The sequence below is a fragment of the Clostridia bacterium genome (assembly GCA_035628995.1).
Classification (GTDB): Bacteria; Bacillota; Clostridia; order Lutisporales; family Lutisporaceae; genus BRH-c25.
Genome location: DASPIR010000028.1, coordinates 32,328 through 59,291 on the forward strand (window position 1 = coordinate 32,328; position 26,964 = coordinate 59,291).

21 protein-coding genes are annotated in these 26,964 nt (G+C 41.5%); 1 reads left to right on the forward strand and 20 read right to left on the reverse strand.

Translation table 11 applies throughout. From position 1 onward, the window contains the following. Nucleotides 1-19: 19 nt before the first annotated feature. From VEB00_12570 to VEB00_12585, 4 genes are all read right to left on the reverse strand, one after another. On the reverse strand, nt 20-2,281 hold the full coding sequence (locus tag VEB00_12570; GenBank protein ID HYF83849.1) for a molybdopterin cofactor-binding domain-containing protein: 2,262 nt from the start codon (nt 2,279-2,281) through the stop codon (nt 20-22). Beyond that, complete coding sequence (locus VEB00_12575; protein HYF83850.1) at nt 2,281-3,174, reverse strand: FAD binding domain-containing protein; 894 nt, start codon at nt 3,172-3,174, stop codon at nt 2,281-2,283. The genes VEB00_12570 and VEB00_12575 overlap by 1 nt, the downstream gene beginning before the upstream one ends. Nucleotides 3,175-3,199: 25 nt before the next feature. After that, nucleotides 3,200-3,658: a (2Fe-2S)-binding protein gene (locus tag VEB00_12580; protein HYF83851.1), complete on the reverse strand. Its 459-nt coding sequence runs from the start codon at nt 3,656-3,658 to the stop codon at nt 3,200-3,202. A gap of 118 nt (nt 3,659-3,776) precedes the next feature. After that, complete coding sequence (locus VEB00_12585; protein ID HYF83852.1) at nt 3,777-5,750, reverse strand: glycine betaine ABC transporter substrate-binding protein; 1,974 nt, start codon at nt 5,748-5,750, stop codon at nt 3,777-3,779. Between the two features lie 342 nt (nt 5,751-6,092). Between VEB00_12585 and VEB00_12590 the strand changes: the two genes are divergently transcribed. After that, nucleotides 6,093-7,712 carry a BCCT family transporter gene (locus VEB00_12590; GenBank protein ID HYF83853.1) on the forward strand — a complete coding sequence of 540 codons (1,620 nt, stop codon included), beginning with the start codon at nt 6,093-6,095 and terminating at the stop codon, nt 7,710-7,712. Between the two features lie 59 nt (nt 7,713-7,771). Here the strand turns inward: VEB00_12590 and VEB00_12595 are convergent, their stop codons facing one another. The 16 genes from VEB00_12595 to VEB00_12670 form a co-directional block, all read right to left on the reverse strand. Beyond that, nucleotides 7,772-10,825, reverse strand: coding sequence for an AAA family ATPase (locus VEB00_12595; protein HYF83854.1), 3,054 nt, complete (start codon nt 10,823-10,825; stop codon nt 7,772-7,774). 198 nt (nt 10,826-11,023) lie between these two features. After that, nucleotides 11,024-12,184, reverse strand: a complete 1,161-nt coding sequence (locus tag VEB00_12600; GenBank protein ID HYF83855.1) for a pyridoxal phosphate-dependent aminotransferase — start codon at nt 12,182-12,184, stop codon at nt 11,024-11,026. 131 nt (nt 12,185-12,315) lie between these two features. Beyond that, nucleotides 12,316-13,041, reverse strand: a complete 726-nt coding sequence (locus VEB00_12605) for an amino acid ABC transporter ATP-binding protein (protein HYF83856.1) — start codon at nt 13,039-13,041, stop codon at nt 12,316-12,318. Next, a complete protein-coding gene (locus VEB00_12610; GenBank protein ID HYF83857.1) occupies nt 13,025-13,687 on the reverse strand; it encodes an amino acid ABC transporter permease in 663 nt (220 codons plus the stop codon). The genes VEB00_12605 and VEB00_12610 overlap by 17 nt, the downstream gene beginning before the upstream one ends. A 287-nt stretch (nt 13,688-13,974) precedes the next feature. Further along, on the reverse strand, nt 13,975-14,814 hold the full coding sequence (locus VEB00_12615) for a transporter substrate-binding domain-containing protein (protein HYF83858.1): 840 nt from the start codon (nt 14,812-14,814) through the stop codon (nt 13,975-13,977). A gap of 103 nt (nt 14,815-14,917) precedes the next feature. Further along, nucleotides 14,918-16,213, reverse strand: a complete 1,296-nt coding sequence (gene larA / locus VEB00_12620) for a nickel-dependent lactate racemase (GenBank protein ID HYF83859.1) — start codon at nt 16,211-16,213, stop codon at nt 14,918-14,920. Nucleotides 16,214-16,470: 257 nt separating this feature from the next. Continuing rightward, nucleotides 16,471-16,899 (reverse strand): RQC domain-containing protein, encoded by a 429-nt coding sequence (locus tag VEB00_12625; protein ID HYF83860.1) that lies wholly within the window; start codon nt 16,897-16,899, stop codon nt 16,471-16,473. Between the two features lie 156 nt (nt 16,900-17,055). After that, nucleotides 17,056-17,901: a DUF368 domain-containing protein gene (locus tag VEB00_12630; GenBank protein ID HYF83861.1), complete on the reverse strand. Its 846-nt coding sequence runs from the start codon at nt 17,899-17,901 to the stop codon at nt 17,056-17,058. A gap of 75 nt (nt 17,902-17,976) precedes the next feature. After that, complete coding sequence (locus VEB00_12635) at nt 17,977-18,498, reverse strand: nitroreductase family protein (GenBank protein HYF83862.1); 522 nt, start codon at nt 18,496-18,498, stop codon at nt 17,977-17,979. A gap of 108 nt (nt 18,499-18,606) precedes the next feature. Beyond that, on the reverse strand, nt 18,607-18,870 hold the full coding sequence (locus VEB00_12640; GenBank protein HYF83863.1) for an HPr family phosphocarrier protein: 264 nt from the start codon (nt 18,868-18,870) through the stop codon (nt 18,607-18,609). 13 nt (nt 18,871-18,883) lie between these two features. Then, nucleotides 18,884-20,617, reverse strand: a complete 1,734-nt coding sequence (gene ptsP / locus VEB00_12645) for a phosphoenolpyruvate--protein phosphotransferase (protein ID HYF83864.1) — start codon at nt 20,615-20,617, stop codon at nt 18,884-18,886. Between the two features lie 54 nt (nt 20,618-20,671). Further along, nucleotides 20,672-21,928, reverse strand: coding sequence for a zinc-binding dehydrogenase (locus VEB00_12650; GenBank protein ID HYF83865.1), 1,257 nt, complete (start codon nt 21,926-21,928; stop codon nt 20,672-20,674). 18 nt (nt 21,929-21,946) lie between these two features. Then, a complete protein-coding gene (gene pfkB / locus VEB00_12655) occupies nt 21,947-22,882 on the reverse strand; it encodes a 1-phosphofructokinase (protein HYF83866.1) in 936 nt (311 codons plus the stop codon). Next, nucleotides 22,883-23,323 carry a PTS sugar transporter subunit IIA gene (locus tag VEB00_12660; GenBank protein ID HYF83867.1) on the reverse strand — a complete coding sequence of 147 codons (441 nt, stop codon included), beginning with the start codon at nt 23,321-23,323 and terminating at the stop codon, nt 22,883-22,885. It lies immediately after the preceding gene. Beyond that, nucleotides 23,320-25,377, reverse strand: coding sequence for a BglG family transcription antiterminator (locus tag VEB00_12665; protein HYF83868.1), 2,058 nt, complete (start codon nt 25,375-25,377; stop codon nt 23,320-23,322). Before VEB00_12665 ends, VEB00_12660 begins: the two co-directional genes overlap by 4 nt. Nucleotides 25,378-25,416: 39 nt before the next feature. Beyond that, nucleotides 25,417-26,832: a PTS mannitol transporter subunit IICB gene (locus VEB00_12670; protein HYF83869.1), complete on the reverse strand. Its 1,416-nt coding sequence runs from the start codon at nt 26,830-26,832 to the stop codon at nt 25,417-25,419. Between the last annotated feature and the right edge of the window lie 132 nt (nt 26,833-26,964).

Consider the following 26,964-nt stretch of genomic DNA (forward strand, 5'->3'; position numbering starts at 1 on the left):
TTTAAAACAATCTTTGATTCTATTTACATTTCTCTTTGATTTTTTCCATTATGCGCTCCGGAGTTGCCGGCAAGACATCTAGCTTTATATCAAGAGCATTGTTTATAGCATTTATTATTGCAGGGGCTGCAGCAACAGTTGCAACTTCTCCTACACTTTTTGCACCATAAGGGCCGTATTCCTCCCCTTCTTCAATAAGTAGCACCTTAACATCAGGCATATCTGGAGCATTAACAACAAGGTATCTGCCAAACCGGTCATTTTGAATCCTTCCCTTGCTGTCAAAAGTGATTTCCTCTGATAGAGCCATACCCATTCCCATCTGTATCGATCCCTGAATCTGCCCTATAACGAATTCCGGATTTATTGCCTTTCCAATATCATGAGCTGCCAGAAAATCCAGTACCTTTACCATTCCGGTAACTGTATCCACCTCAACCTCAACAAAGTTAGCACAATAGCTTGCAGGATTTCCTGGTGACTGGTATGTCAAAGTTTCTCCCGCCTCATCGCCATATTGGGTTTGAATAATCGATGCAATATCCCCATAGGACATTTTATTTGATTCCTTCTGTCTATCCCATATGAAGCCTTTTTCCATAACCACATCTTCTATATTGCATTCAAAAATACCTGCGCTGTACCTCTTAATTTTTTCTTTGACCAACTGTGAAACCTTCATTGCCGCTCCACCGCATACAAATGTCACTCTGCTTGCCTGGGTACCGGCAGAGTCAAAAGGACTTGCAAGAGTATCGGCTCCAGGTACGTATATCTTATCAATATCCATATCCAGAGTTTCAGCGACAATCTGCATCATAGTTGTATTTGTACCACAGCCCAAATCATGCAATGCACCTTTAAGCACTGCATACCCATCTGCGGAAATTCTCAGTGACATGGTAATAAAGTCCGGATATGCGCCAAAATACCCGTTCCCGTGAGCACAGCAAGCCATACCCACTCCGCGTACGAATCTGCCTTCATCCTTCTTTCTTGTATACCTTTCTTTCCAATTAAAAGCCTCAGCTCCTTTAGCAACACAATCGATTACTCTCGCATTGCCAAGATCGGGCCCTCCAATCGGATCCTTTTCATAAGGATGAACAAGATTCTTAAGCCGAAGTTCCACAGGGTCCATCCCAAGGCCTCTGGCGACATTCTCGATGTTTATCTCGGTTATAGCGTGCAGCTGCGGTGAACCATAACCTCTTGCTGCTCCACCTATCGGTGTGTTTGTATAAACGCTTGCAGTACTATACTTTTGATTCTTTATCCTGTACAACTTAAAAGCTTTTTTACCCATTGCCATTGCAATAGCGCTTCCGTTTGTAAAATATGCCCCTGCATCCACAAGAACGTGGATGTCTCTTGCCAGAATATTTCCTTCCTTATCCACAGCAGTTTTTACTGTGCCTATGGTTTTGGTCCTTGTTCTAGTTCCAATTATTGCTTCCGTCCTGTCCATAACAAGCTTAACCGGCTTTTTCAATTGTTGAGAAATATAAGCACAAACCGGCTCAATTGTCGGCTGGCTCTTTCCCCCAAAGGAACCTCCAAGAGTGGTTTTTATGACACGGACACTGCTGTCTGGTATTCCTAATGCTTCTGATATAATAAGCTGTACCTGAAAAACAACCTGGCAAGGCGTCCATACGGTAATATTCCCACAAGGGTCGGTATCTGCAATGCAAGCGTGGGTTTCCATTGCTGCATGATGCACTTTGGGGGTTTCAATCCTATCGTCCACAACAAGATATGCATTCTCCATTTCCTTAGCGGGGTTTCCGCAGCCAAACTCTTTACTGAATACAACGTTGCCGGATTCATGAATCTTTACAGCATCAGCCTTTAATGCATCCTCCGGATTTATAATAACAGGAAGTTCTTCATATTCAACCTCAATAAGCCTAACCGCCTTCTCTGCTGTATGCTTATCAACCGCTACTACAGCGGCAACTCTGTCCCCATAATAGCGGATTTTGTCTGAAAACAAGCACTCATCCTTTACAACCTCTAAACCGCTTATCCATCTATGCGAATTATAGAGGTTATGCGGAGAATTCTTATAGGTAAATACAGCCTTTACCCCGACTAGGGCTTCTGCTTTTGATGTATCTATATTCTTTATCCGACCATGGGCAATATTGCTAAGCAGGAGCTTGGCATGGAGCATCCCCGGCAGTACCATATCCCCTACATACTTGGTTTTCCCCGTAAGCTTCTCTCTTACATCATGCATTGGAACATAAGTCCCGACATACCTCAGATTTTCTGCCACTATCTTTCACCCCCGGTAAGCATATCCCCAAACAGCATATTATAAATATCAATACCAGCACCTGTTACTTCATCTATCTTGTTCTCATATCTCTTTACCCCGTTTATTGAGTCTTTGACATGATCCTGAAGCGCAGATACAAACCTATAGCCCAGTTCCACAGTCGGTTTGCTGCCCCTTAAGGCGTTCTCCGCCATTACCGCATGATATGGAATCGGGGCTGCAGATCCAATTACAATACTTGCATCTTCTATTACACCAGTGCTGCTATCATATTTTACTGCAGCAGCTACATTGATGTTTGCAATTACAACTGTTGTTCTGCTGCTTTCCCTGCCGTACTTGCTGAAAGCACTTCTACAGCCGCCATTTACATATGGAATCAGCATCTCTATAATAGCCTCATCTTTTTTTAGGCTGTTTTTACTTATTCCTATGACAATTTCATCTATAGTTCTTAAAGTTGTTTTACCATTGCTGTTAATTGTTCTAATCAGTGCATTTACGGCAAGAAGTGCAGGAATGGAATCCCCTCTGGGAGAGCTGTTTGCAATATTTCCTGCCATGCTCGCAGCATTCCGTATCTGCTGTGAACCAACCTGCCTTGCGGCTTGCCCAACACATGCAGCATATTTGTTTATGATTTCACTTTCTCCTATTTCAGCGAAGGTAACATTTGCACCTATCTTTATAAAGCCGTCATCAATTTTAATATGCTCAAGCTCACTTATTCCGGACATATCGATTATCCTGCCGGAATAGATGCCGCGGTTTCTGAGCTTTATTGTTAAATCGGTTCCGCCGCTTAAAATATATGTGTTGACATCCGCATTTTTAAGGTAGACTATAAGCTCCTTTACACTCCTAGGAGTTTCAAACAGAAACTGTTCCATTATATCCCCCCCTGGTGTTTTTAACTTATGCATCCTGTGACACCTCTTTAACTGCCGCTACAATTTTGGTATAGCCTGTACATCTACACAAATTTCCAGATATGGCGACCCTTATTTCTTCCTCTGTAGGGTGAGGGTTTTTCATCAAAAGTGCTTTACTGGACATAAGCATACCCGGAGTACAATACCCGCATTGAACAGCACCATTGCTTATAAATGCCTTTTGAAGCCTGTCAAGCTCCCCGTCCTTTTCCAGCCCTTCTACAGTGATAATTTCCTTTCCGCCTATCTGTCCAATCATTATCAAGCAGGAGTTGACTGCCAGACCATCCATTATCACAGTACATGCTCCGCACTCGCCTTCTCCGCAGCCTTCCTTCGTACCCGTCAGGCCAATATCCTCCCTCAGTACATCCAAGAGCCGTCTTTCCGGCTCAACCTCCAGCGAATACTTATTACCATTTACTATCATTTCAACCCGCATGGATAAACCTCCGTATCAATTTCTACAATAAAATATGCTGATTCTTATAAATCAGCATATCATAAAATCGTCAAGAAAAAGTCTAATATGTATTAACTATATCCCATTCCTCAACTGCTTATTTTATAATTGAATCTGCCAGCTCGGAAGCTGCCTGGGCACGTGACATGCCTGTATGCACTTTGCATATGGCTGTATTTAACACCTGAATATCCAACTTGAAGTCCTTAAACAGCTTATAAAGCTCTGGATTTTCTTCCTTAAGACCTTTACGGACAATGGTTGCAGTATATTCCTCCGGTCCCATGGTCTCCTTGGGATCCTGCAGGAATTTAAGCTCATAGAAACCAAATTTCCAGTGTGGCTGCCACCCTGTTACTGCCACCCATTCCTTGTTTTTGTAGCGTTTATCCAGTGCTTCCAGCATGGTATTCTCAGTGCCGAAGTCCGGCTCAAAACCTGCCAGACCGTACTCATTAATGGTATTGATAAGCTGCATCCCGGTAGCCAGCTTTCTTTCAGGTGAGTATATCCTGCCTCCGAACTCACGGACATACTTATTCATATCCGCTATCCTATCTATGCTGACATATCTTGGTACAATAATCCCGCTTTTGCAGCCATGCATATTGGGTCCCAAGTATTCAAAATCCTTCTGGTATTTTTCCATGAAAGCCTTACCGGACAAGGGTAGCCATGGACCTAAAGTACCATCTATGCTTCCGTCTGCAACTGCTTTGTACAATGCCCCCGAGGGTACGGGAATACCTTCCACAACCAGCCCCAGCTTCCTTCTCACCAACTCCTTGAACACTTCAACCTGCATTATGGCGTCCTCATATTCTCTGTGGGCTACTTTAATATATTTGAACTGTTTCATCTGTTCTGATATTTTGACTGTTTTTGAGCTAAACTCTGCGACTCTCTCATTAATCATAGCTATTGAGAACACCTGCTCCTGTACGCTGGCTGACACTTCCTCAGCCCCGGCTGCTGTTTGCTCGGTTGCTGCAGAAATATCCTCCATAACGCCACTGATATTCTTACTGAAGGTTGTCAGCTGATTTGTCTTTCCGCTAATACTCTCAACCTGGTCAGTAATGGCCTCAATAGACGAATGAATATTCCCGAAGGCTTTTTCTGTGTGTTCAATAGCAACCCGCTGCCCCATTATGGTTTCGCTTCCACTCTGGACGGTCTCAACTATGGATGAAACCTCATTTACTATTTTGTCAATAAGTCCTTTAATCTCCAGAGTAGAGTTCTTGGTGTTGTCTGCCAGCTTTCTGATTTCACCAGCCACAACAGCAAATCCCTTACCCGCCTCTCCTGCCCTGGCGGCCTCTATTGCGGCATTCAGCGCAAGCAGATTGGTCTCCTCCGATACCTGAGAGATAGTTCCGATAATATTCTTTATTTCCATGGTACTTTGGTTAAGACCTGAGACGGCATGTTGAATGTCATTAAATTTCTCTGTTGTATCTAACACTACCCTCTTCTGCTCCTTCAGAACCTCATTACCTTCTGTAACTGTTTGAACCGAGTTCTGCATGCCTTTTCTAATGGTTAAAGCATCCTTATCAATGGATTGTATAAAATCTCCAGTACGTATAATTTCCATGGCCGCATCCTGAACCATCTCCGCTATATGAGTATTACCCTGTGCTACGTCATTGACCGCTGCAGCTACATGTTTTGCAGACTCTTCTATTGCTTTTGTATCCTCGTACAGAAGATCCCCAGAGCTTTCAACCGTTTTGGCTGCCGCCATTACATCCACAGAAATTGCTTTCAGGCTGTTCATAATCTCTAATATTTTTCCATCTTCAGAAGAAGCACTTTGCTTATTATTCTGAATAACGTTGAAATTGTAACTGCTCAGCTCATCCAAAAGCCCATCATCCTTTTTACCGCGGCTTTCCTTCATGAACATGATAACAGCTATGCAGCAGAGGACCTGAATCCCTAAAAAGGAGACTTCACTTACAGTCCCCGCCAACTTTGCCAACGCTAAATAATGGACCAGGTTCAATGCTACTATGACAAAACATAGTAAAAGAACTCGATGCAAACGGTGACTTTTTTCTCTCATTGTATACCTCCTTAAAGTTGTACTATAATCACTGGTTTATCCATAATTTTATACATTTGGTGTAATTATACTATCAAAACGTCAACAAATAATCTAAAAATACTACATAATATTACATGTGTATTTTAAAAATATGTATGTCATCTGAATAAACATAATATTGAGAATATATAGAAAGTTTATTTTTTTAGACCTTTTATTGACGTTTCTATTATAATATAATCATGAAAACCATTTATTAGGTGGGGCAGGATTGGTAATACAATCAAATATATCTAGGGAGGTGGGGATTTAAAGGCATCTCTTGCTATGAGTAAAAAATAGAAACAAGGAGGTATATTAATGAAATCAAAAATCAGACCGATAGTTTTTTGGCCATCTTTCATTATTCTTATTGCGGCTGTGATCTTTAGTTTAGTAAATCTTGAAACATTTTCCTCCACTCTTTCAAAGGTTACCGTGTGGTCAATGGGTTTCTTTGGAGCAGGTTATGAATTGCTTACTGTCATAATGATGTTTGTGTGCATAGCAGTCTTTCTAATGCCCTTTGGCAGAGTCCGAATAGGCGGTGGTCAGGCTCAGGCACCTTATGGACTATTTTCTTATTTTACTATGTGTCTTGCAATGACAGTAGCAACAGGTATCCTTTTCTGGGGCGCATTAGAGCCTATATTCCATGTGACACAGCCTCCGGCATCATACGGAATTACCCCTGGATCACCTGAGTCAGCTGTCTTCGCTATGTCCACCATATTCCTTCACTGGACATTTACGCCCTATGCCATATATGGCGTACCGACAGTATTATTCGCATTCGTATATTACAACATGAAAAAGTCATTTACAGTATCCTCCATGCTATCCCCTATATTGGGCGATAAAACAGAAGGCAGAATAGGTCAGATAGTAGACTCCATCATAGTTCTTGCAATGGTATGTGGTGTTGCCACAACCCTTGGCGTTGGAACAATGATGATTACCGGTGGTCTCAGAACTGTATTCGGCATTCCGAGCAATATTTGGATTTGGCTTTGTGTATGCGGCGGCATCGTGCTTGCTTTTGTAATTTCAGCAATAGCAGGCATTTCAGATGGTCTGAAGCACTTGGCAAAGTTTAATTTCTTCATATTCCTTTTCCTGTTGGGCTGGGTCATCGTATTCGGTTCCGCTCTCTACTGCATCAACCTTGGACTGGAAGGCTTCGGAGACTTCTTAGGCAATTTCTTCCAGAAAAACTTCTTCACAGGCGCAGCAGCAGGCGATCAATGGCCTGTATGGTGGACTATATGGTATTATGCAATATGGATGGCATGGGCGCCTGTCAGCGCAGTATTCCTTGGCCGTATCTCCTACGGCTACAAGGTCAGAACTGTTATCGGCATCAATGTTTTCGTATCTGCACTCTTCAGTGTAATTTGGTTCACTTTCTTCAGCGGTACTGCAATCCATATGGAAATAGTACAGCAGTTAGGTCTTGGACAAGTGCTGGCGACTCAAGGAAATGAAATGGTAACCTATGCATTCTTCGGAGGCTTGCCATTAGGGAAGCTTATAAGCGGTGTATTCGTTATTACAGCTTTTATAACCTTTGTTGCCGGTGCAGATGCAATGTGCGCAACACTGGCTGGTCTAAGCACCTATGGTATTTCTCCTGATAATCCGGAATCCTCACGTTCTTTGAAGATTATATGGGGTGTTGTACTTGGTGCCGTTGCCTGGATTACCATGAGCTTTGCAGGTCTTGACGGACTTAAGGCACTCTCCAATTTGGGCGGTATTCCTACCTTGCTCTTACTGGTACCTGTAACCTGGGCATTAATAAAGGTAGCAGCAAACCCATTCAAGTATGATACTTTCAAGGAAGACTATGATGTTTACGGACAGCCTAAGAGGGAGATTGTAAATCCTCTTGCTGAGGCTGCTGCTTCAACAAGTGCTGAAGCAGCAAGCACAAACAACTAAGAAATGTTTAAATCCCTTGGCATTCAAAATGCCAAGGGATTTTTATTTTATGTTTATTATTATGCATTTCTCAGATTCAACATGATGTCGGACTCATAACAGTTCTTTGCCTTCTTCATCAGCCTAAGGCCTGTATCGCAGTACTCCTCTGCGGATTTATCCAGTATATCAGAAAGAATCTGTCTCATTTCAGTGTCATATTCCATAAGCCTACTGATTTCTCCCTGGGACCTAAACAGCAAAGCCTTCTCATAAGGGCTTTTTACCAGGTCGGCATAAACCTGTGCACTCTTCAGGCAATTCTTGGCCTCATCAAAGCTGCGCTCCTTAACTAATAGCATCGCCATGTAACCATATGCAGTGGAACGCTCCCACAAGGTATTCAGCTTATTATATCCTTCTATGGCCTGTGCCAGATAAACTTTTGCCTTTTTGTAATCCTTCATGTCGTAAGCAGTTTGCCCCGCATAGGTACTGATTACCGGCAGCCCCTGCTCAAAGCCTTTTTCCTTGCATATTGCGATTGCCTTGTCATAATAGGGTATAGCACTGGAGAATTCTTTTCTTCTTCGTCTGCATTCACCAATAAAGTTATAAGCAGCAGCAATATTCAGAAGATAACTCTCCTTCTCCTCCAGCTGCTCAAACATCACTATAGAATGCTTCAGGATTTCCTCACCTTCAGCAAACCGCCCATCCATTACCCTATGCATGCCCTTAAGCCGTGTGAGTATTGCCAGTTCTCCCTGCAGCTGACACCGCTCCGCAGCCTTGATTGCTTCTTCAATGTGGTTTTCCATCAGCTTCACATTGCAGGTATTGATGGCAAAATATATCATTTGACGGTAGCCCTTTAGGGCAAAGCTGCATTCTCCCAGAACCAAAGCCCTGTCCGTCATCCTTCGGATGGCCGCCAGGCCTTTCCGGTACTGCCCAGACCAGACATATCCTCTGCCAATCATGTGTATGTATGCCAGTTCCAATCTATCCAGCTCCCTGCTGTTTCCTTCCTCATTCCTTATCTCCGCTATCATATTCTGAACCTGAAGCAGTTCCTTCTGCCTTTGTTCCTCACTCATTTCCATGAATGTCATCTTGGGAATGTTCTCCTCTGAAAATACGGGGAATATTTCCTGGCTCAGGCATAGATAGTATTCGAGGTTCTTGATGGTATAATTCAGTGCAGGAAGCCTTTTGCCGGCACTTTTGTAATGGTGTATAAGCCTTGAATAAAGGATGCAGTCTCTCCTGTCACCTTTGAGATTTTCCTCCAGAAGCCTTGCTATCCTCGAATGAAGGATTTTCCTTTTCGAATTTGAAAGCTGGGAATACACAAATTCTCTAAGCTTCTGGTGGGTAAATGCAAAACCAACGTTGTTGATTTCCCCTATCTCCTTGATGAGATTCTTTTCCTCAAGCCCACTTATTATATCCAGCAGCTCCAGTTCACTTTTCCCACTGACTTCCAAGAGCTCCTCCAAGGTAACCATATCAAAAAACAATGAAGTAATGTTAAGTATTTTCATACCTTCTTCAGATACGCTTAGGAATCTGCTCTGTATAATGTCCTGCATCTTAGGCGAAATGGAATAAAACTTTTCATTATGCTTTAAATTGTTTAGAAACTCTACTATAAAGAATGTGTTTCCTTCAGTTTCTCTATATATCGAATTCCCCATCTCGCTGTTAATGTTGAGCTTTGGCATCATTCCACTGGCGAATTCCATTGTCTCTTCCCTATTGAAACGTTTTAGTTCAATTGACTGAATCAAGCCATACACTTTAGGGTCCACTAAAAGCTTTTCAATTTTGCCCCCATGGCCTGTCCTGGCAGAAATAATAAAAGACATTGTTTGGTTCTTATTATCCATAATTATTTCATTTATCAGAGAGAAGCTCATTGTGTCAGCCCATTGAAGATCTTCAAATACAAGCACTATCTTCTTTTTCTTAGCGACATGCTTGAAAATATCTATGATGGCTTTTTCTGCCACTTGATATTTCAGTATGTCTATCTGTTCAATGGGGTTTTGCTCTACATAATCATCCTTTACCGCAAAGGCTGGGAATATATGACTGACAACTCTCTGCAGCAGTACAGGAATTTCGATATTTTCCGCTTCAATCACCTTGGAAAGCTGGTATAATATATCGCTCCACGGTTTCAGCAAGTAATTCTCCTCAGCCTGGTAGCAGTTGGTTTTCATTACTATGAGCTTTTCATCCTCCATAGCCTTTAGATGTCTGTTGATCAATGCAGTTTTACCAAGTCCGGCCTCGCCAAGTATCACAATTGATTTTCCCTTTTTCTCGCTTATAAATCTATAATAATTCTCGCCTAGAAGCTCTAGCTCCTCTTGTCGTCCGTAAAAGAACTCCTCTGCTTCATTCCTTGAAGATGTCTGTCTTGTAGCCTTTTCCTTCAAAATCTCTCCAAGAAGCTCAGTAGTTCTTTGATCAGGAGTGATTGAAAGCTCGCTTCTTAATAGCTTTAAAAGGTTGTTGAACACATCTATGCTCTTGTCATAGAGCCCCATTTTCCTGTAAACATTCATCAGAATCCTATAAGCTTTTTCGTTGAATTCGTCTATTTTGATAAGATTCTTGCAGAAGAACTCCACTTCTCCAAGTTTTTTCTCTTTTATACACTTTTGTATCTGCTTATGGAGTTTGTTAACGTATGCGTCACTATATTGATCCCTTGCAGAAAATATCCATTTGTCAAAGCTGTCCGCATCCTTTACTAAAAATCCTTCCAGATATTCGCCCGTATAAGCCTCTATGCTCCCACAGTCCTCCCCTGCTAAAAACACTTCAACATCCGTTATAAATTCATATTCGGGGTTCAACATGATTATTGCACGTTTGGGGGAGACCAGTACATTATCTCCAAAGGTTTTGTTCACAACATACATTGCATTTCTGAGACTCTTCTTGGCTATCTCTTCTTCTACCGATCCCCATAGCATTTCCACAATGGTATCTCTGAAGCATTGTTTCTTGACCATGAGATAATAAAAGAGCGCCTCCGCCTTTTTATATGGGAATATTATCTTTTCTCCGTTTTTCAGTACTTCGGGTGTTCCAAAAAGCTTGCAGGTAACAGTATTCATAAACTTTACCCCCATTATATTCATACTCTAATTATATAAAAGGCCTCTATTGAAACATTTTAATGATTAAGGAAGCCTTTTATGAAATGTATTTAACGGAAAGTGTTACACTAAGGAAATTTATTCTTTCCTATACATTATAACCTAAAAAAAGACAATAGATAGTCAAAATTTAACTATCTATTGACGTTTTTTAGTTTATATGAATATTCCCATACTTCCGATTCTATTAAAAGCGTCTCTTAATATATCAACATTTACAGTACATGCAATGCGTATGTATCCCTCTCCACTTTTTCCAAAGGCGTTTCCCGGAACCACCAGTACATGAGCTTCTTCCAGAATTCTTCTGCTTACCTCAGCAGATGTCAACCCTGTCCTTTTGATATTGACAAAGAGATAAAAGCTGCCTTGCGGTGAAAGCACTGATATTCCAGCTATCTTATCAATATGCTCGCAGGCATAAAATACTCGCTTTTTATACTCAGCTACTAGAGCGGGCTGTATTTTCTCCCTCTGCCTCAGAGCATGGATTGCAGCCCTTTGAGATATGGAGGGTGCAGAAAAGCATACTCCCTCGTTAATATCCCTGATACAGCTTATCAGATAGTCAGGGGCTAATATATAGCCTATCCTCCACCCTGTCATGGCGTAGTCCTTCGAAAAGCTTCCTACTGTGATTGTTCTCTCCTTCATTCCTGCTATTGTTGTTATAGGATAAAATTGCTCAATAAAGCTAAATGCACCATATACATCATCCGAAATGATTAGTAGGTCATTTGCGATCGCTATTTCCGCAAGAGCTTCAAGGGTTTTCCTGCTGTAGTACGCCCCTGTGGGATTATTGGGCGAATTTATTATAATAGCTTTTGTACGGTTAGTAATTAAAGCCTCTAATCTTTCATTATTAATCTGAAAGCCCTCTTCTTCAAAGGTTTCTAAAGTAACCATCCTGCCCCCCGCAAGCTGTATCTGGTGTGCATAAGGTGTAAAATACGGCTCCGGTACGATAACCTCATCTCCATCATCCAATATAGCTTCAAGTGCGAGGTACATTCCATGACATGCGCCCACTACCGCCATAACCTCACTCATGCCTACCTGATATCCATAAGAATTCTTATAGTAATTGCTGATCTCTTCCCGCAACTCCGGGTCGCCTAAAGAATCAGTATATCTGGTATGACCCTTCGATGCATCCTTGAAAGCCTCAGTGATAATTCTGGAGTCCGTTGTCAGATCAGGGTCCCCCAGGCTAAGATTGATGATATCATCATATCTGTAGGCAAGCTCAACCACTTCAGCCATAGGTGTTGAAAAGTTATTCCAATATCGCTTTGAAAGGAACTTATGCTTCATAGCCTCACCTTCTTTTATAAATTATTAATGTGCCTCTTAACAGTAAGAATTTCTAATCCTGTAGAGGCACAACATCAAGGAGGTGCATTTTTAACACTTGAATAGCTGGATAAATGTTGTGTTAAAAAGCACTAGCTCAATACTTTTCCCAGGAAATCCTTTGTCCTTGAGTGCTTCGGATTGTTGAACACCTCATCCGGACTTCCTTCCTCCACAATTTTTCCTTCATCCATAAACAGCACCCTGCTGCCTACTTCCTTGGCAAAGCCCATTTCATGAGTAACCACAACCATTGTCATACCCTCTGAAGCCAGCTTCTTCATGACATCCAGCACCTCCCCCACCATTTCAGGGTCCAGAGCGGAGGTGGGCTCATCAAAAAGCATCACATCCGGCGACATGGCTAATGCTCTTGCTATTGCTATTCTTTGCTTCTGCCCTCCAGAAAGCTGATTGGGATATGCATGGGTCTTATCTTCCAGCCCTATTCTCTTCAGCAAGCCATTAGCAATTTCTCCTGCTTTTTCCTTAGACAGTTTTTTGACTTTCATTGGAGCCAGGGTAATGTTCTCCATGACAGTCATATGAGGAAACAGATTGAACTGCTGAAATACCATTCCCATTTTTTCCCTCAGCTTGTTAACATCATTATGCTTGCCCGTTGTAGAAGTGCCTTCAAATATTATATGTCCACTTGTAGGTTGCTCAAGTAGGTTGAGACACCTTAGGAAGGTGCTTTTCCCAGACCCGCTGGGGCCAATTACGACAACAACCTCACCTTGCTCTATTTTGGTATTAATGCCCTTTAATACTTGCAAGCTGCTAAATTCCTTTTTTAGATTAAATGCTTGAATCACCGGTCCTCAGCCTCCTTTCCAGTAAACCCAACAGTTTTGACAACGTAAAGGTTATCGTAAAATAAATAGCTGCCGCTACTACAAGCGGTGCAAAGGGCTTATAAGTATTACCCCTCACCGTGTCTGTGTTATACATCAAATCATGTATGCCAATAACGGATACAATTGCCGATTCCTTTATCAATACGATAAATTCATTTCCCAGAGCAGGCAGTATATTTTTGAAGGCCTGCGGGATTATGATATTGATCATTGCCGTTCTATGAGACATTCCCAGTGAACGTGCCGCTTCCATCTGACCTTTATCAATTGATAGAATTCCTGCCCTGATTATTTCTGCTACATATGCAGCACTATTCAGGGAAATCGCTATAATACCTAATGTGATATCGTCAAAATCAATCCCAACAAGCCTGGGAAGCCCATAGTAAACTATATATAATTGCACCAGCAGCGGCGTTCCCCTCACTACCTCGATATATGCCGCAGAGAAGCTCTTAAGCAATGGATTCTTTGACAGCTTCATCAAAGCAAATACCACGCCTAAGAGTGCCCCAAAAGCTACGCCAAAGAAGGATAAAAGCAAAGTTGTTATTGTTCCATCAATGAAGAATCCGTAATATTTCTGTAAAAATGAAAAGTCCAATCCTTACACCTCCAGCATATGGACATTAGTACGTACATCTAATAGATGCGTAATAGGGAACTGAGAGACGGGAACCACTGAACACACGGATGTTTCACGGATTCCTACGGAATAACACGGTTAATTTTATATAATATATTGCGACTTTAGAGAATATTTTAACTTACTTCATTATCGAATATTACTAGTGTTTCAGAGTATTTTTCCCGCCGTGTATTCAGTGGGTTCCCGTGTTTTTCCGAAGGAAATCCGTGGTATCCGTTCCCTATTTACTAGTTCGTATTATTCTACTGTTCCGACAGTATTGTTGCTTCCCCTATGAACTTATCTATTGAGCCGTCTTTCATTAATTTGTCCAATGTTTTATCTATAGCTTCCAGTAAATCGGCATTCCCCTTGTTCACAGCCACTGCGACTCCGTCTTCCTTGCCAAAGGTGATATCAGGAACAATCAGGTCCTGGTTCTGTTTCGCATATGCTGCAGCTACTGGAGCTACTAATACGATTCCATCAATTTTATCGTTTTTCAACTCTAATACCAAATCTGTTATTTTACTTAAGGACTTTACTTCTGATGCTTCTATCTTTGTTTTCGCAATATCTTCCTGCACTGTTGATTTCTGAGCTCCGATCTTCAGTCCCTTCAGATCAGCAATTGTTTTTATTTTCTCGGCAGCGGCAGTCTTAATAAGCATCTTTTGTTCTGCTTGATAGTATGGAATAGAAAAGTCCACGCTCTGCTTTCTCTCTTCCTTAGGAACCATACCTGCAATTATGAAATCTATATCGTCAGCTACCAACGCAGCCAATAGTCCATCAAACTTCATATCCTTTATCTCCAGCTGAACCCCCAGTTCTTCTGCCACTGCTTTTGCAATATCAATATCAAAGCCTACGATTTCATCCTTACCATTGATTTCCTTGTGAAACTCATATGGTGGATAATCAGCTGACGTACCAAGCACTATTTTCCCTTTTGCCTTTATTTGCTCCAATTTTCCTGCCACTTTTTGATCTTCAGCAGTCTTTGCATCACTGTCTGCTTTTGCGCTGCAGGCTGCAAGTGTGAACAGCATCACCAATACAAGGATTATTGAAGCTGCCTTTTTTACATTATTCTTTATCATTTTATTTCCCCCTTAATTAATTAAAAATATTAATAATAGTAATAATTTATTATAAATATGCATGCATATTTATAACTTTCTATGCATATATAGTCCACATTCTTCATTTCATATCATCCGCCCTAAGGTATAATGGCCTGGGCAGGGTGTTTGCACCGCATGGCATGAAGTATGTCGTTATGCTGTCCCCCTTTAGCTGCCTGGCAATATCCAACGCTTCCATAACAGTGGCTGTCACCGTAATACTTGTATTTTTCAACGTCTCGGGCTCCAGTGAGGATACCAGAATCACATTGAAATTTTCTGCGATCTCAGCAATCAAATATCCTGTATATTTCTCCACGGTATAAGCTTCTCTCAAAGCTCTTTCTCTACCGATGTTCTCGCTGAACTCTTCAATAATCCATTGTACTTCTTCGCCTCCAAAACCCTCAATGCATTCAGCCAGAAGTATAATCACTCCACCTTCATTTACTGCTTCCTTTGCATTGATCAAAGCCTTTGAAGCCTGGTACAAATTTATATCCTTCGGGAATCCCCCAGCCGAAACCACAATCATATCAGCTTTTTCTTCTATGTAAGCGCTATCGATTTCATCCACCATTTGCCGCCCAGCTTCGTGGGCTTTTAAATAATCTCCTGCCACTGCCTTTCCTATATTCCCATTCTCATCAATGATTACATTGAATAAGAAGCTAGGTTTAACAAAGGCAGCCGCCTCAAGCATATCCATATGCACAGGGTTGTTCAAAACATTTCCACACCGCACAAGAGGATTCGTACCCTCCCCTTTTTGAGGGTTAAGAGACAAGGAATGATTAGCCATAATGCTCTCGTATGCACTTATGCCCGGCAATATGGACTTTTTTCCTCCTCCCCACCCGACCAAATCATGAAATACAATTGCTCCGGTCAAAATAATATGGTCGCTTTCCACAGCAATCTTGTTCACTATAACGGGGGTGCCGAAGCTCGTTGTGCCCAACCTTGTCAAGTTAGCTTCGTCCCTGCAGTTATGCTCAAGCACTTCAAAACGATGAGACAGTTTCTCTCCCAAAAGAGTCCTGTGCTCTTCCTGAGTCTGTGGTCTGTGAGAGCCGGTAGCACATAGGAAAGTAATGTTCTTATCTTCAATGCCTGCCTTATTCAGCTCTTCAACTATATAAGGCAAATATGCGTCCATCTTCTGCCACGCACGGGTTGTATCAGATATTATTATACATACCTTCTCCGGCCGCTTGACAATATCCCTCAGCCTTTTACTTCCGATAGGATTCTCAAGGGCTTCCATAATGACCTGTTCTTCCGGCTTTATATCTACCATGCCTTTGCTCTGTATCAAACCAAGAAAACCGCCATTTTGGAGCTCAATATTTACTTCTTCCCTGCCATATTTCATCTTTATTGCTTCCAGCTTTACCACCCCCTTTGTCAGTGCAGTTGCGATTATTCACAATATGCATTAAACAGACCTTAAACACACATTTTTATTCACAATTTAAACTCTCATAATGCATATATATAATATATAATGTATATTTATGCTTGTCAATAATAACTTTCATGGTTTTCACCCGAGCAAACCTCTCATATACATAGCAGGCAAAAAGAATAAAAGGACTGCATTCAAAAAGAATACAGCGCTTTTTAACCTTTTTATACTGCATCAGGCAAAGAATCCGGCTGCCCCGTCAAATCCAGCATCAGCCTGCTTATATCTATAATTTTGATGTTTGATTCAAAAACCTCCTTCAACCTATCGCTGAACTCACTATCCTTCTCATCCAAGAACTGTTTCGCGGCTTGGTCCAGATGAAGCAAGGGATAAAGAAACCCATCCGTCAGCCTGTTATTTTTTATTTGCAGGACTTTGCTTTCTATCAGCTCATCATACATTGCTTCTACACTGCTCCTGCTCAGCAAGCCTAACAAATTATAATAACCCCACAAGGATTTCTTGTTCAGCATATATAAAACTTTTTTCTGCTTGGAACCTCGGAGCAGACTGATGAAAAATGCCTTTCCCCTCTCGCCGTTCAGTTCGGATACAAGAGACAGCAATATGTATTTATAGAATTCATCCACTATTTACCCCTCCTTTTACGAACATATGTTCTTATACACAATATACCATATATGTAATTTTTGTCAATATATACTAATTAATTTTTTTATATAACGACAAAAAGCACTGCATTTTCTTATCAAATGCAGTGCTTTATATAAGTTGCTTTAATTATTCTATTCTTCTTTCATATAGTTGCTTAAAGTAAGGGACAAGTAAAATCCTGCAGCAAAAATGAATATGCTGATCAAATATTTGGAACTGAAGGCCACCCCTGGGAATATTGCTATAATTGAGCCCATTACAAAACCCAGCACGGCATAATATGTATATCCGTAAATTCTCTTGAAAAGCAGGCTTATCAGCTTGGCAAACAAAATAATGCTCACTACAAATCCAATTCCAACAGGCACAAGAACTGCCAGATCAATATCTGCAATTCCTTCAAGTACTACTTGATATGCTCCGATATACATCAGCACAAATGAGGCACTTATACCAGGCACTATTGTCCCGATGCCTATGATGGCACCGTATGCAGCAAGATGCAGTATCCCCGGCTTTACCTCCGGATTAATATTAATACCACCATTCTCCAGCGCTATGGCCAGTAAAGTCACACCAAATGCGATAATGCAAGGTATTATATAAACCCTTTTGAAGCCTTTCTTGTTAGCTTGTTTAAGTACAGAGGGAAGTGTTCCAATCATGAGCCCTATAAAAAGGTACTTAACCTGTACATCATAGTAACGAAAAAGATATTTCATAATCCTGCTGAAAGCAAGTACTCCAACGGCACCCCCAAGAGCTAAGGGAAAAAAGAAAACTACTTTTTTTCTAAAATCCTTAAAAACATTTGCGATGGCATCTGTTATTTTTTCATATATTCCGAATATTACCGCAAGAGCCCCCCCGCTTACGCCAGGGGCAACTGCTCCAATACCTATAAATAATCCTTTAATAAAATCAGATAAAAATCTCATTGTTGTCTCACTCGCCTTTACGCTTTTACTTTTATCCATCAGCTTTCTTAGCATATTATAACATAGAAGTATAAAAAAATACTGCATCTAATTTAGAATGCAGTATTCCGCATATTATTTATACGATTCATTAAACACAAAATCTTCAAGAGGCAATCTTAGTTCGTCATGTCTATCCGGTGATTCAGCAGCTCCAGCAGCATAGCCCATGGCTAGAATATTAAACGGCTCAACGTTCTCAGGGATATTAAACTCCTTCTTGAGTACCTCTGGATTAAAATGACATATCCACAGTGTTCCCAAGGCCAACTCTGTAGCTTCAAGCATCATATGATCAGTCACAATAGCAGCATCTATGTCAGCTATATCTTTTTTATCATAATGCCTTTTCCAAGAGATATTATGATCTGCACACACTATGATAGCCAAGGGAGCCCCATATACATTGGCTGCTTTTTTCAGTCTTTCCAAACCTGACGCTTCCCGAACGACAATCAGTCTGTGGGGCTGCCTATTAGCTCCTGTAGGTGCTACCCTTCCCGCCTCCAATATTTTCAAAAGCTTTTCTTCCTCAACCATCTTTGGTTGGTAGCTCCTTACAAAGTATCTTTTTTTCGCAAGCTGTAAGAAATCCATATAATACACCTTCCTTAACAGATATCCTTTTATACTATTTTACCCCATTGCCATTCAGAACAAAAGCACCACATCTCGAAAAGGCAGTGCTTTTGTTCTATATTTCTGTTATTCGTTAAATTTCAGTTGAATTAGTTCCACAAGCTTGCTTACAGCTTCTTCTTCGTCAGGTCCCTGCGCTGAAATTGTAATTTCTGTTCCTTTGGATATACCCAGGGACAACACAGCCAGTATTGATTTTGCGTTAACCTGTTTTTCCCCTTTCTGTACCATCAGTTCAGATTTGAATTTCGCTGCCATATTGACGAATATTGATGCTGGTCTTGCATGCAGTCCGGTTTCATTTATTATTGTAACCTTCTCTGATTTCATGTTTTCACCCTCCCTAAACGAGTTCGACATTAAGCTGCTTTAAAATCTCTCGTGAATACTCCAGCACCTCTTCCGGTGTTTCCATGGCAAGTGCATGCTCTGCAATTACTTCAGCCTTTTCGCAACTGATTTTCCTTACGATATTTTTAATCACCGGTATTGATACAGCACTCATACTGAACTCGTCAAGTCCAAGTCCAAGGAGTATGACGCATGCCTCAATGCTCCCTGCCATCTCCCCGCACATTCCGGTAAACTTACCATGCTTGTGGGATTCATCTATAACATTCTTTATGAGCCTCAGTATTCCCGGATGCAGCGGTTGATACAGCTTTGACACCTTCGGATTCATCCTGTCTACTGCCAATGAATATTGACACAAGTCGTTGGTTCCTATGCTGAAAAAATCCACCTCTTTAGCAATTACATCCGCCGTCATGGCAGCCGATGGTATTTCTACCATTATACCAACCTTTATATTTTCATCAAATCTTATGTTCTCACTTCTTAGCTCAGTCTTGGCCTCCTCAAGCACTTTCTTTGCTTCCCTTACTTCCCCAACCCCAGAAATCATAGGAAACATGATAAGAATATTACCTGATATGCTCGCTCTAAGTATGGCTCTAAGCTGTGTTTTGAAAATATCCTTCCTCTCCAGGCAGATTCTAATAGCTCTCCACCCCAGGAACGGATTCATTTCTTCAGGCAGCGGAAGATAGCTCAGTTTCTTATCTCCCCCTATATCCAGAGTTCTTATTATAATAGGCTTGCCTTCAAGTCCAACCGCAGCCTTTCTGTATTCATCGTACTGCTCCTCCTCAGTGGGAAGAGCATTCCTGTTCATATATAAAAATTCAGTTCGGAAAAGCCCGACTCCATCTCCTCCATTTGTTCTGACACTGTCAATGTCCTCTGGAGTCCCGATGTTGCCAGCAATTTCTACTCTTCTTCCATCAATGGTGACCGCAGGTAAATAAGCCTGGTTTTCAAGGTTCTCCCTATATTCTCTATATTCTCTGATTTTCTGTTTGTATTCAGCTTGCTGCTCATTGTCAGGGTTTATTATTACCAAACCTTCAAGACCGTCAATTATTACATAATCGCCGTCGCTGATTTTCCTGCTAATATCCCCCATTCCGAGAACCGCCGGGATTCCCAGACTTCTTGCCATTATTGCAGTATGTGAGGTGCCGCCCCCTATATCAGTTGTAAAACCCAGTACAAGGTGCTTGTTCATCAATGCTGTGTCAGAGGGTGTAAGGTCATGGGCCACTACAATAACCGGGGCTCCTATCCCACTCAAACCCTGTAAGGATACCCCTGCAATATTTCTTATCAGTCTGCTGCTTATATCCTTAATATCGGCAGCTCTTTCCCTCATATAAGCATCCTCTATATTCTCGAATATCGAAATATAAAAATCTGCAGTCTTCAAGACGGCATATGCAGCATTTGCCAGATCGGTTTTTATTGCTGTCTTGATAGCGTCAACAAACTCAGGATCCTCCAGCATCATCATATGTGCCTCGAATATTTGGGCTTTTCCCTCATCAAGCTCTGCAGCAACCCTCACCTTAAGCTCTTCAAGCTGTGCTTTGCTATTCCTTATTCCCTCATCCAGCCTGTTCAATTCAACCGTTATAGACTCTGCTGATATGCTTGCCTTATCTATCTCAGCCTGTTCATTCTTATATACATAAGCTCTTCCGGCTGCAATTCCTTCCGAACCGGCAATACCCTTATATATCACGGATATCCCTCCAAACTTTTTTTCAGTATTGGACTAAAACATAACCGCTTCTTATTTCCAGTTTTCAAGCAGATATCTCTCGGCTTCGGCGCACCATAGGCCTTTATTTCGGTTTACTATTTCTGCGAGCTTTGTAAAATGAGGGTTGTCTTTACCCTTTTTTTCAAAATCGTTAATAGCTGTCAGCTCCATTTCAATATGAGTGTATATGAGCTTTTTCCCCCCCGGAATCTTTGGCAGGTTCAGGACTGTATCGGCAACTGAGTCCAAGCCTCCAATATGCGTAACCATTACAGCGGGGTTTATAAACTTCTTCTCTGTAAGCTTCAAGGATTCTATAAGATCCTCTGTGTTCCCCCCTGTAGTGCCCATTACATGAGTAGAGGCATAGTGTATATTGTAAAGGTTCAATTCTGCTGAAAGGTCCGTATTTGTCGGTCCGGCAAAGAAATTCAAGCAGCCATCCCTGGCAAGAATACTGTCTCCTTGCTCAAAAACAGCCTTCACAGGTGCAAAGACAAGTACATCGTCATACCCCACTCCACCGGTCAATGATTTAAGATAGCCAGTGACATCAGCAATTTTCGCAGTATTTACAAACATCAGCTCTACACCGCAATTTTGTGCTTCCTCTTGTGTAAATATTTTTTTTGCCCGCTCTATTCTGTCATCGTCTATATCCGTCACAACTAAAAGGCCAGGCCTTCTATCACAATGCAGCGCGTAGTCTACAGCCCCCAGCCCCATTGGTCCGGCTGCTGCCAGCAATGCCATCCTGCCGCCTTCAGCTATTCCCATCTTGTGTACATAATTGCCCATATCTGTATGGTAATTTGCATGAAAAGCGCCAATTATACAGGACATGGGTTCTGCCAAGGATGCCTCATAATAGGTTTCTCCCTCATAGTTCAGCAGACAGCCTATCTCCATGACCTCCTGCGGTATGATGTTATATGTGGCATCTCCTCCGAAATACATATAAGAGTAGCCCGGAGACCACATTGTTCCTTTGTAGTTCAAAGCAGGCTGCTGTGCAAATTTGCTTCCTTCTTTGAATTTATTCTTCCATTTGGAACCGACTTTGATTATATTGCCGGAAAATTCGTGTCCCACAATTATCGGGTTCTCCGAAACGTCCTTCGGTACCCTTTTATGTTTTTTTCCCAATATCGCAGCCTTGTACGTCGACATGCAAACACTATCAGAAATTATCTCTACAAGTATTTCATCTTCCTTTATTTCCGGCAGCTCGAAAGTTTCCAACCGCAAATCGTTTTCTCCATATAATCTTACTGCTCTTGTTTTCATATACGTGACCTCCAAACGTTATTTCAAGGAATTTAAACGCACCTGACTTTCATACCTGAGCACATCCTCCAGTCTTGGGGGCTGAGTACCGGAGCTGGCTACATTTGCTGCTGCTGTCGCAACAGATAGAGTTACAGCCTTTTCAAAGGTATAATCTCGAATAAATGCAAGCGCCAGGGACGCGACCATTGCATCCCCTGCCCCCACTGTGCTTCTGACATCCACCGTAAGCCCCTCGGCATATATGGCTTTATCCTTTTTCACAAATACAGCCCCATCAGCTCCCAGAGAAACAGCAATTATCTCTATCCCAGTATCAAGCAGGCTCTTTGCTGCGTAAGCAACCTCATCTATATTCGCAAGCTTCCTGCTTAATAATCTTTCCAGTTCGTTAATATTAGGCTTTACTAAGCAGGGTCTTGCTTTTATGCCTTCCCTCAGCAGCTCTCCGTCCGCATCAAGTAAAACTTTGACACCAGATTTTCCAGCTCTCTCGGTCCATTCTCTATAAATGCCCGATGAGACATTGGAAGGTACACTTCCGGATAATACCAGAATATCATCCTTACCCATGCGGTCGAAAATACTCCTCTCAAGGGAACTCAAATCCTCCTGAGTAATATCAATAATACCTGGCTCATTTATGTCAGTATTGGTGTGGTTCAATCTGTCAACTACCTTTACATTGGTTCTCGTCTCTCCCTTTACAAAAGTGAAATCATTGTCCACTCCCATTTGATCAAGATAGCTCTTTATGTATTCACCGGTTTTGCCCGCAAGAATTCCTGTTGCCAGACTGCTGCCGTCCAATGCCTTTATAGTCTTTGAGACGTTGATGCCTTTTCCCCCTGCATCAAGTTTTAAGGATGAAATCCTATTAACGGCACCAACCCTAAAATTAACAATCTCAACAGTTTTATCTACAGCAGGATTCATAGTTACTGTTTTTATCATCTACACATCACCCTCTGTCAGTATTGATATGATTTCCTCCTTGGTGCAGGCGTTTCGAAGCTTATCAACATTTTGCTCATCCGAGCACACAAGTGCAATAGCAGACAATATTTCCAAATGCTCATCGTTTTGCCCTGCAATCCCAATCAGTATAAACGCAACATTCCCAGCTCCGAAATCTACTCCTTCCGGATACTGCACAACAACAATCCCAGATTTCCTTATATGCTTAATATATTCAGATGTCCCGTGGGGAATTGCTATTCCATTTCCGATGTACGTTGTTATCTCGTCTTCTCTTTTTTTCATACCCTCTACATATTCTATAGCTACATATCCGTTATCTGCCAGCAGTCTTCCAGCTCTTTCAATAGCATCGTATTTACCCTCTGCTGCAGTGTTCAGCAATATGTTTTCTTCATTCAATATTAGATTGTTCATCTACTTTCCTCCCTGTTGATTATTTCTACAATTTCATTTCTTATGTCCTTTATATCACCAAATCTTAGAACATTTATAAAGCTATTTTCTTCTACAAGGGATGCACTGATTTTTCCCAGGGCTTCCAATATATAATCGCTTTCACTCTTCCTCGCAAGCATAACTAAAATGGTATCAACATTTTCTATGGAAAACCCGGCGCTTTTCATTTCTATAAAATGCTCTAGCCTGAATACTCCAACAAATGGCTCATCGATTTCTTGTGTCCTGATGTGAACCAAGGCCACATGGCTTCCCGGAATTACAACACTGCCCTTTTCTTCTCTCTTTTTTATTTGTTTCTCTACCATCTCTCTTTCTGCAATGACATTGGATTCAAAAAGCTCACGCACAACTTCCTTTATTGTGCTTTGAATATCTTCGGAAGCAATGGTCTTTAGTTTGAAATTCTTCAGCATATTGTCTGCTGCAATGAAATCCACTTCTGTCTCTGCTACATCATCGTCGAAATTCACAGACACATTCTTCTTCAGCTTGCTGTTTTCCCCCGCTTTGCTTTTAATCATCGCGCTTACCTTCTCAATATCCTTGTTCGGCAGAAATGGTGATATCATAATTATCCCGCTATCCGGCTTCTTACTGACCTGAACAGTTGACAGAACAATGTCATAGTCCTCTTTGATCTTTTCATCCATTTCCCGCAGAGAGCATATATCTATTATATCTATCTCTGGAAACTTGCTTTTTAGCTTACCAAACAATATCTTAGCTGTGCTCATGCCATTAGGGCAAATAACCAATACCCGCATTCTGCTCTCAAAGCCATGTTGCCTTTCTATTGCCGCACCGATATGCATAGTTACATAACCTACTTCATTAGCCGGAATAATCAGGTTATACTTTGAAAAAACAAGCCTGCATGCATAATCTACAGCGTCAAATAAATCACTGTAATACTCTTTTATCTCATTGATTATAGGATTCCTTACCTCCAACCCCATCGTCAGTCTATACAACGCAGGGTTAATATGTTGTCTAAGTCCGACTATCAGCTGATTGTCACACTCTATTGCTATATTCAGCCTTTTTCCTGTAATATGTATGATTTCCCTGATGGAATCCTCAAGGTCGAAGCCTAATTCTTTGGGTACCTTGTCATCTGTATATATATTGTTATCTTCCGTCAGGTGAATTGCAAGATAAGCAAGTTCACTGTCAGGAAGCTTGATTCCGTTTTCATCAAGTACATTTTCAATGTCCTTTATAAAGGAAAACTCATTCATCGATAATGTGTCTTTTATGAGATAATCAGGAAGCTCGATAGGCATACCGCTCCGAGTTCTCTCAATTGCAAGCAGCAAATGAATAAAAGTGCTGAAATAGTCCACATCGTTGGCCTTCAGCATATTGCTTTCAGAATACAGTTTTTTCAGCATACCTTTCACATTAGAAACAAGTTTTTCACCAAATGTAACACTGAAAAAGGCATGGAGTGAATAATCATTGTTGTCTTCATACAAAAACGCCAGAAGCTCGCTTATAGACTTATAATTGTAAAGAAGCTCGGCAAATGCATTTCTCTTATTCCAACCGGAACCGATAATTTCCAAGCCATACCCTCTTCTTCTTATGAGCTTCAAATTCTTAGTCCTAAGCCAGCTTTCAATTTTATCAAGATAAAAAATTATGGTGCCTTCCACTACATTGAATTGGCAGCTGAAATATGCTGATTTTATAGGTTCTCTAGATAGCAGAAGCTGAGCTGTTATCAGTACCTGTCTTTGCTCCTGGGTAAGCATCCACAAAAGGGGTACTCCCCCGAAAAGCTTTAGAATCATATCCAGTTGTTCCGGGCTTCCGCTTAAATGAAGCTTGCCTCCGATATCCGAGATACGTAGGCTGTACTGCTTCAGCCAATCATTAATAGAGGACACCTCCCTAAGTATGGTGCGCTCGCTTACATCAATCTGCTGAGAGAGGCCCTTGGTAGTTAAAGGGCCTTTCTCAATCAGATTATTCAATATGAACTTTTGCCTGACGGTAAAACTATCCATACTGTTCACAACCTTATCTATATTTCGATATCTGACTTTTTAATTCTTGAACCTGCTCAGATACTCATCATAGGCAGTCTGCTCCAGGAAGTTTTTGATTGTTACTATTTCTGCATTGGGAGCTACCTGGGCTGCTCTATCAACAAGGCTCTCCTGGGTAAAAATAACTTCTGCATCATAAGATAACTGGTTAACTGCAGAATGCTTAACTTCTATATCCAGTCCAGCCTCTTTTATCTTTTTCTTCAATATGGATTCTCCCATTGCAGATGAACCCATCCCTGCCTCACAAGCGAAAACTATAACCTTTGGAAGCTTTACAGTTACGACCTTCTGTCCTTTGCTTTCAGCCTTCATATGCGAAACCATCTGCTTTGCTGTATCCAACGAGTCTACTTCAACTTCAGTCTTGTCTCTCTTAAGGATTATTGCAGCAATGAGGAAGGATACTACAGCACCGATTGTGATACCTGCTAATACCGGCAGCAAGCCTCCTTTAGGAGCCATTGCCATCTCTGCAAATATACTTCCTGGTGCTGGTGTTGCAACAAGACCGGCTTTCAATAAAACAAAGGTGAAATCTGCAGCAATTCCGCCGCCTATTGCAGCAATTATGAGTAATGGCTTCATAAGTATATATGGGAAATATACTTCATGAATACCACCGAGGAAATGGATTATCACTGCACCTGGGGCAGACTGCCTTGCAGCTCCCTTACCGCAGAGCCAGAATGCAAGCAGGATACCAAGTCCAGGGCCAGGATTACTTTCAAGCAGGAAGAATATTGATTTTCCCATTTCTGTAACCTGTTGAATTCCCAGAGGAGCCAGAACTCCGTGGTTTATGGCATTGTTCATGAACAATACCTTCCCAGGTTCAATAACTATTGCTATAAGAGGAAGCAAACCTGCATCTGTAATAACTTTTGCAGCACCGCCCAGTGTCATTGAAATGGCAGTTACTATAGGCTCAGCTATTATAAAAGCAAATATGGAAAGCAGTGCTCCCAAAATACCTGTAGAAAAAGTATCGACAAGCATTTCAAAACCTGTTGGAATCTTACCTTCAACGAGCTTGTCAAATTTCTTCGTTACCCACCCGCCTAAAGGACCCATCATCATAGCACCGAGAATCATCGGAATTGATGCACCTATAATAATACCAGCAGTCGCAATTGCGCCCACTACACCACCTCTTGTGCCATGTACCAGTTTTCCACCTGTATAGCCTACCAGAATAGGAATTAAATAAGTAATCATAGGACCGACCATCTTTAACAGGTTTTCATTAGGTGCCCACCCTGTCGGGATAACAAACAAAGTGATAGTACCCCATGCCAAGATAGCACCGATATTAGGAATGATCATCCCAGCCATGAAGCCCCCGAACTTCTGAACACCGGCCTTAACATTAGTACCTTTTTTAGTATTGGCATAGACTCTTTCAGTACTCATAGCCTAACCTCCCTTATTATTTTACCTTAATAGTAAGCGCAAGGAAAAGGTTTTGCAATTCAAAGAAAACCAATCTTGTCATCATATACGACTGACAATTTTGATAATTCAGATTTAATAGTAGCTGCAGCT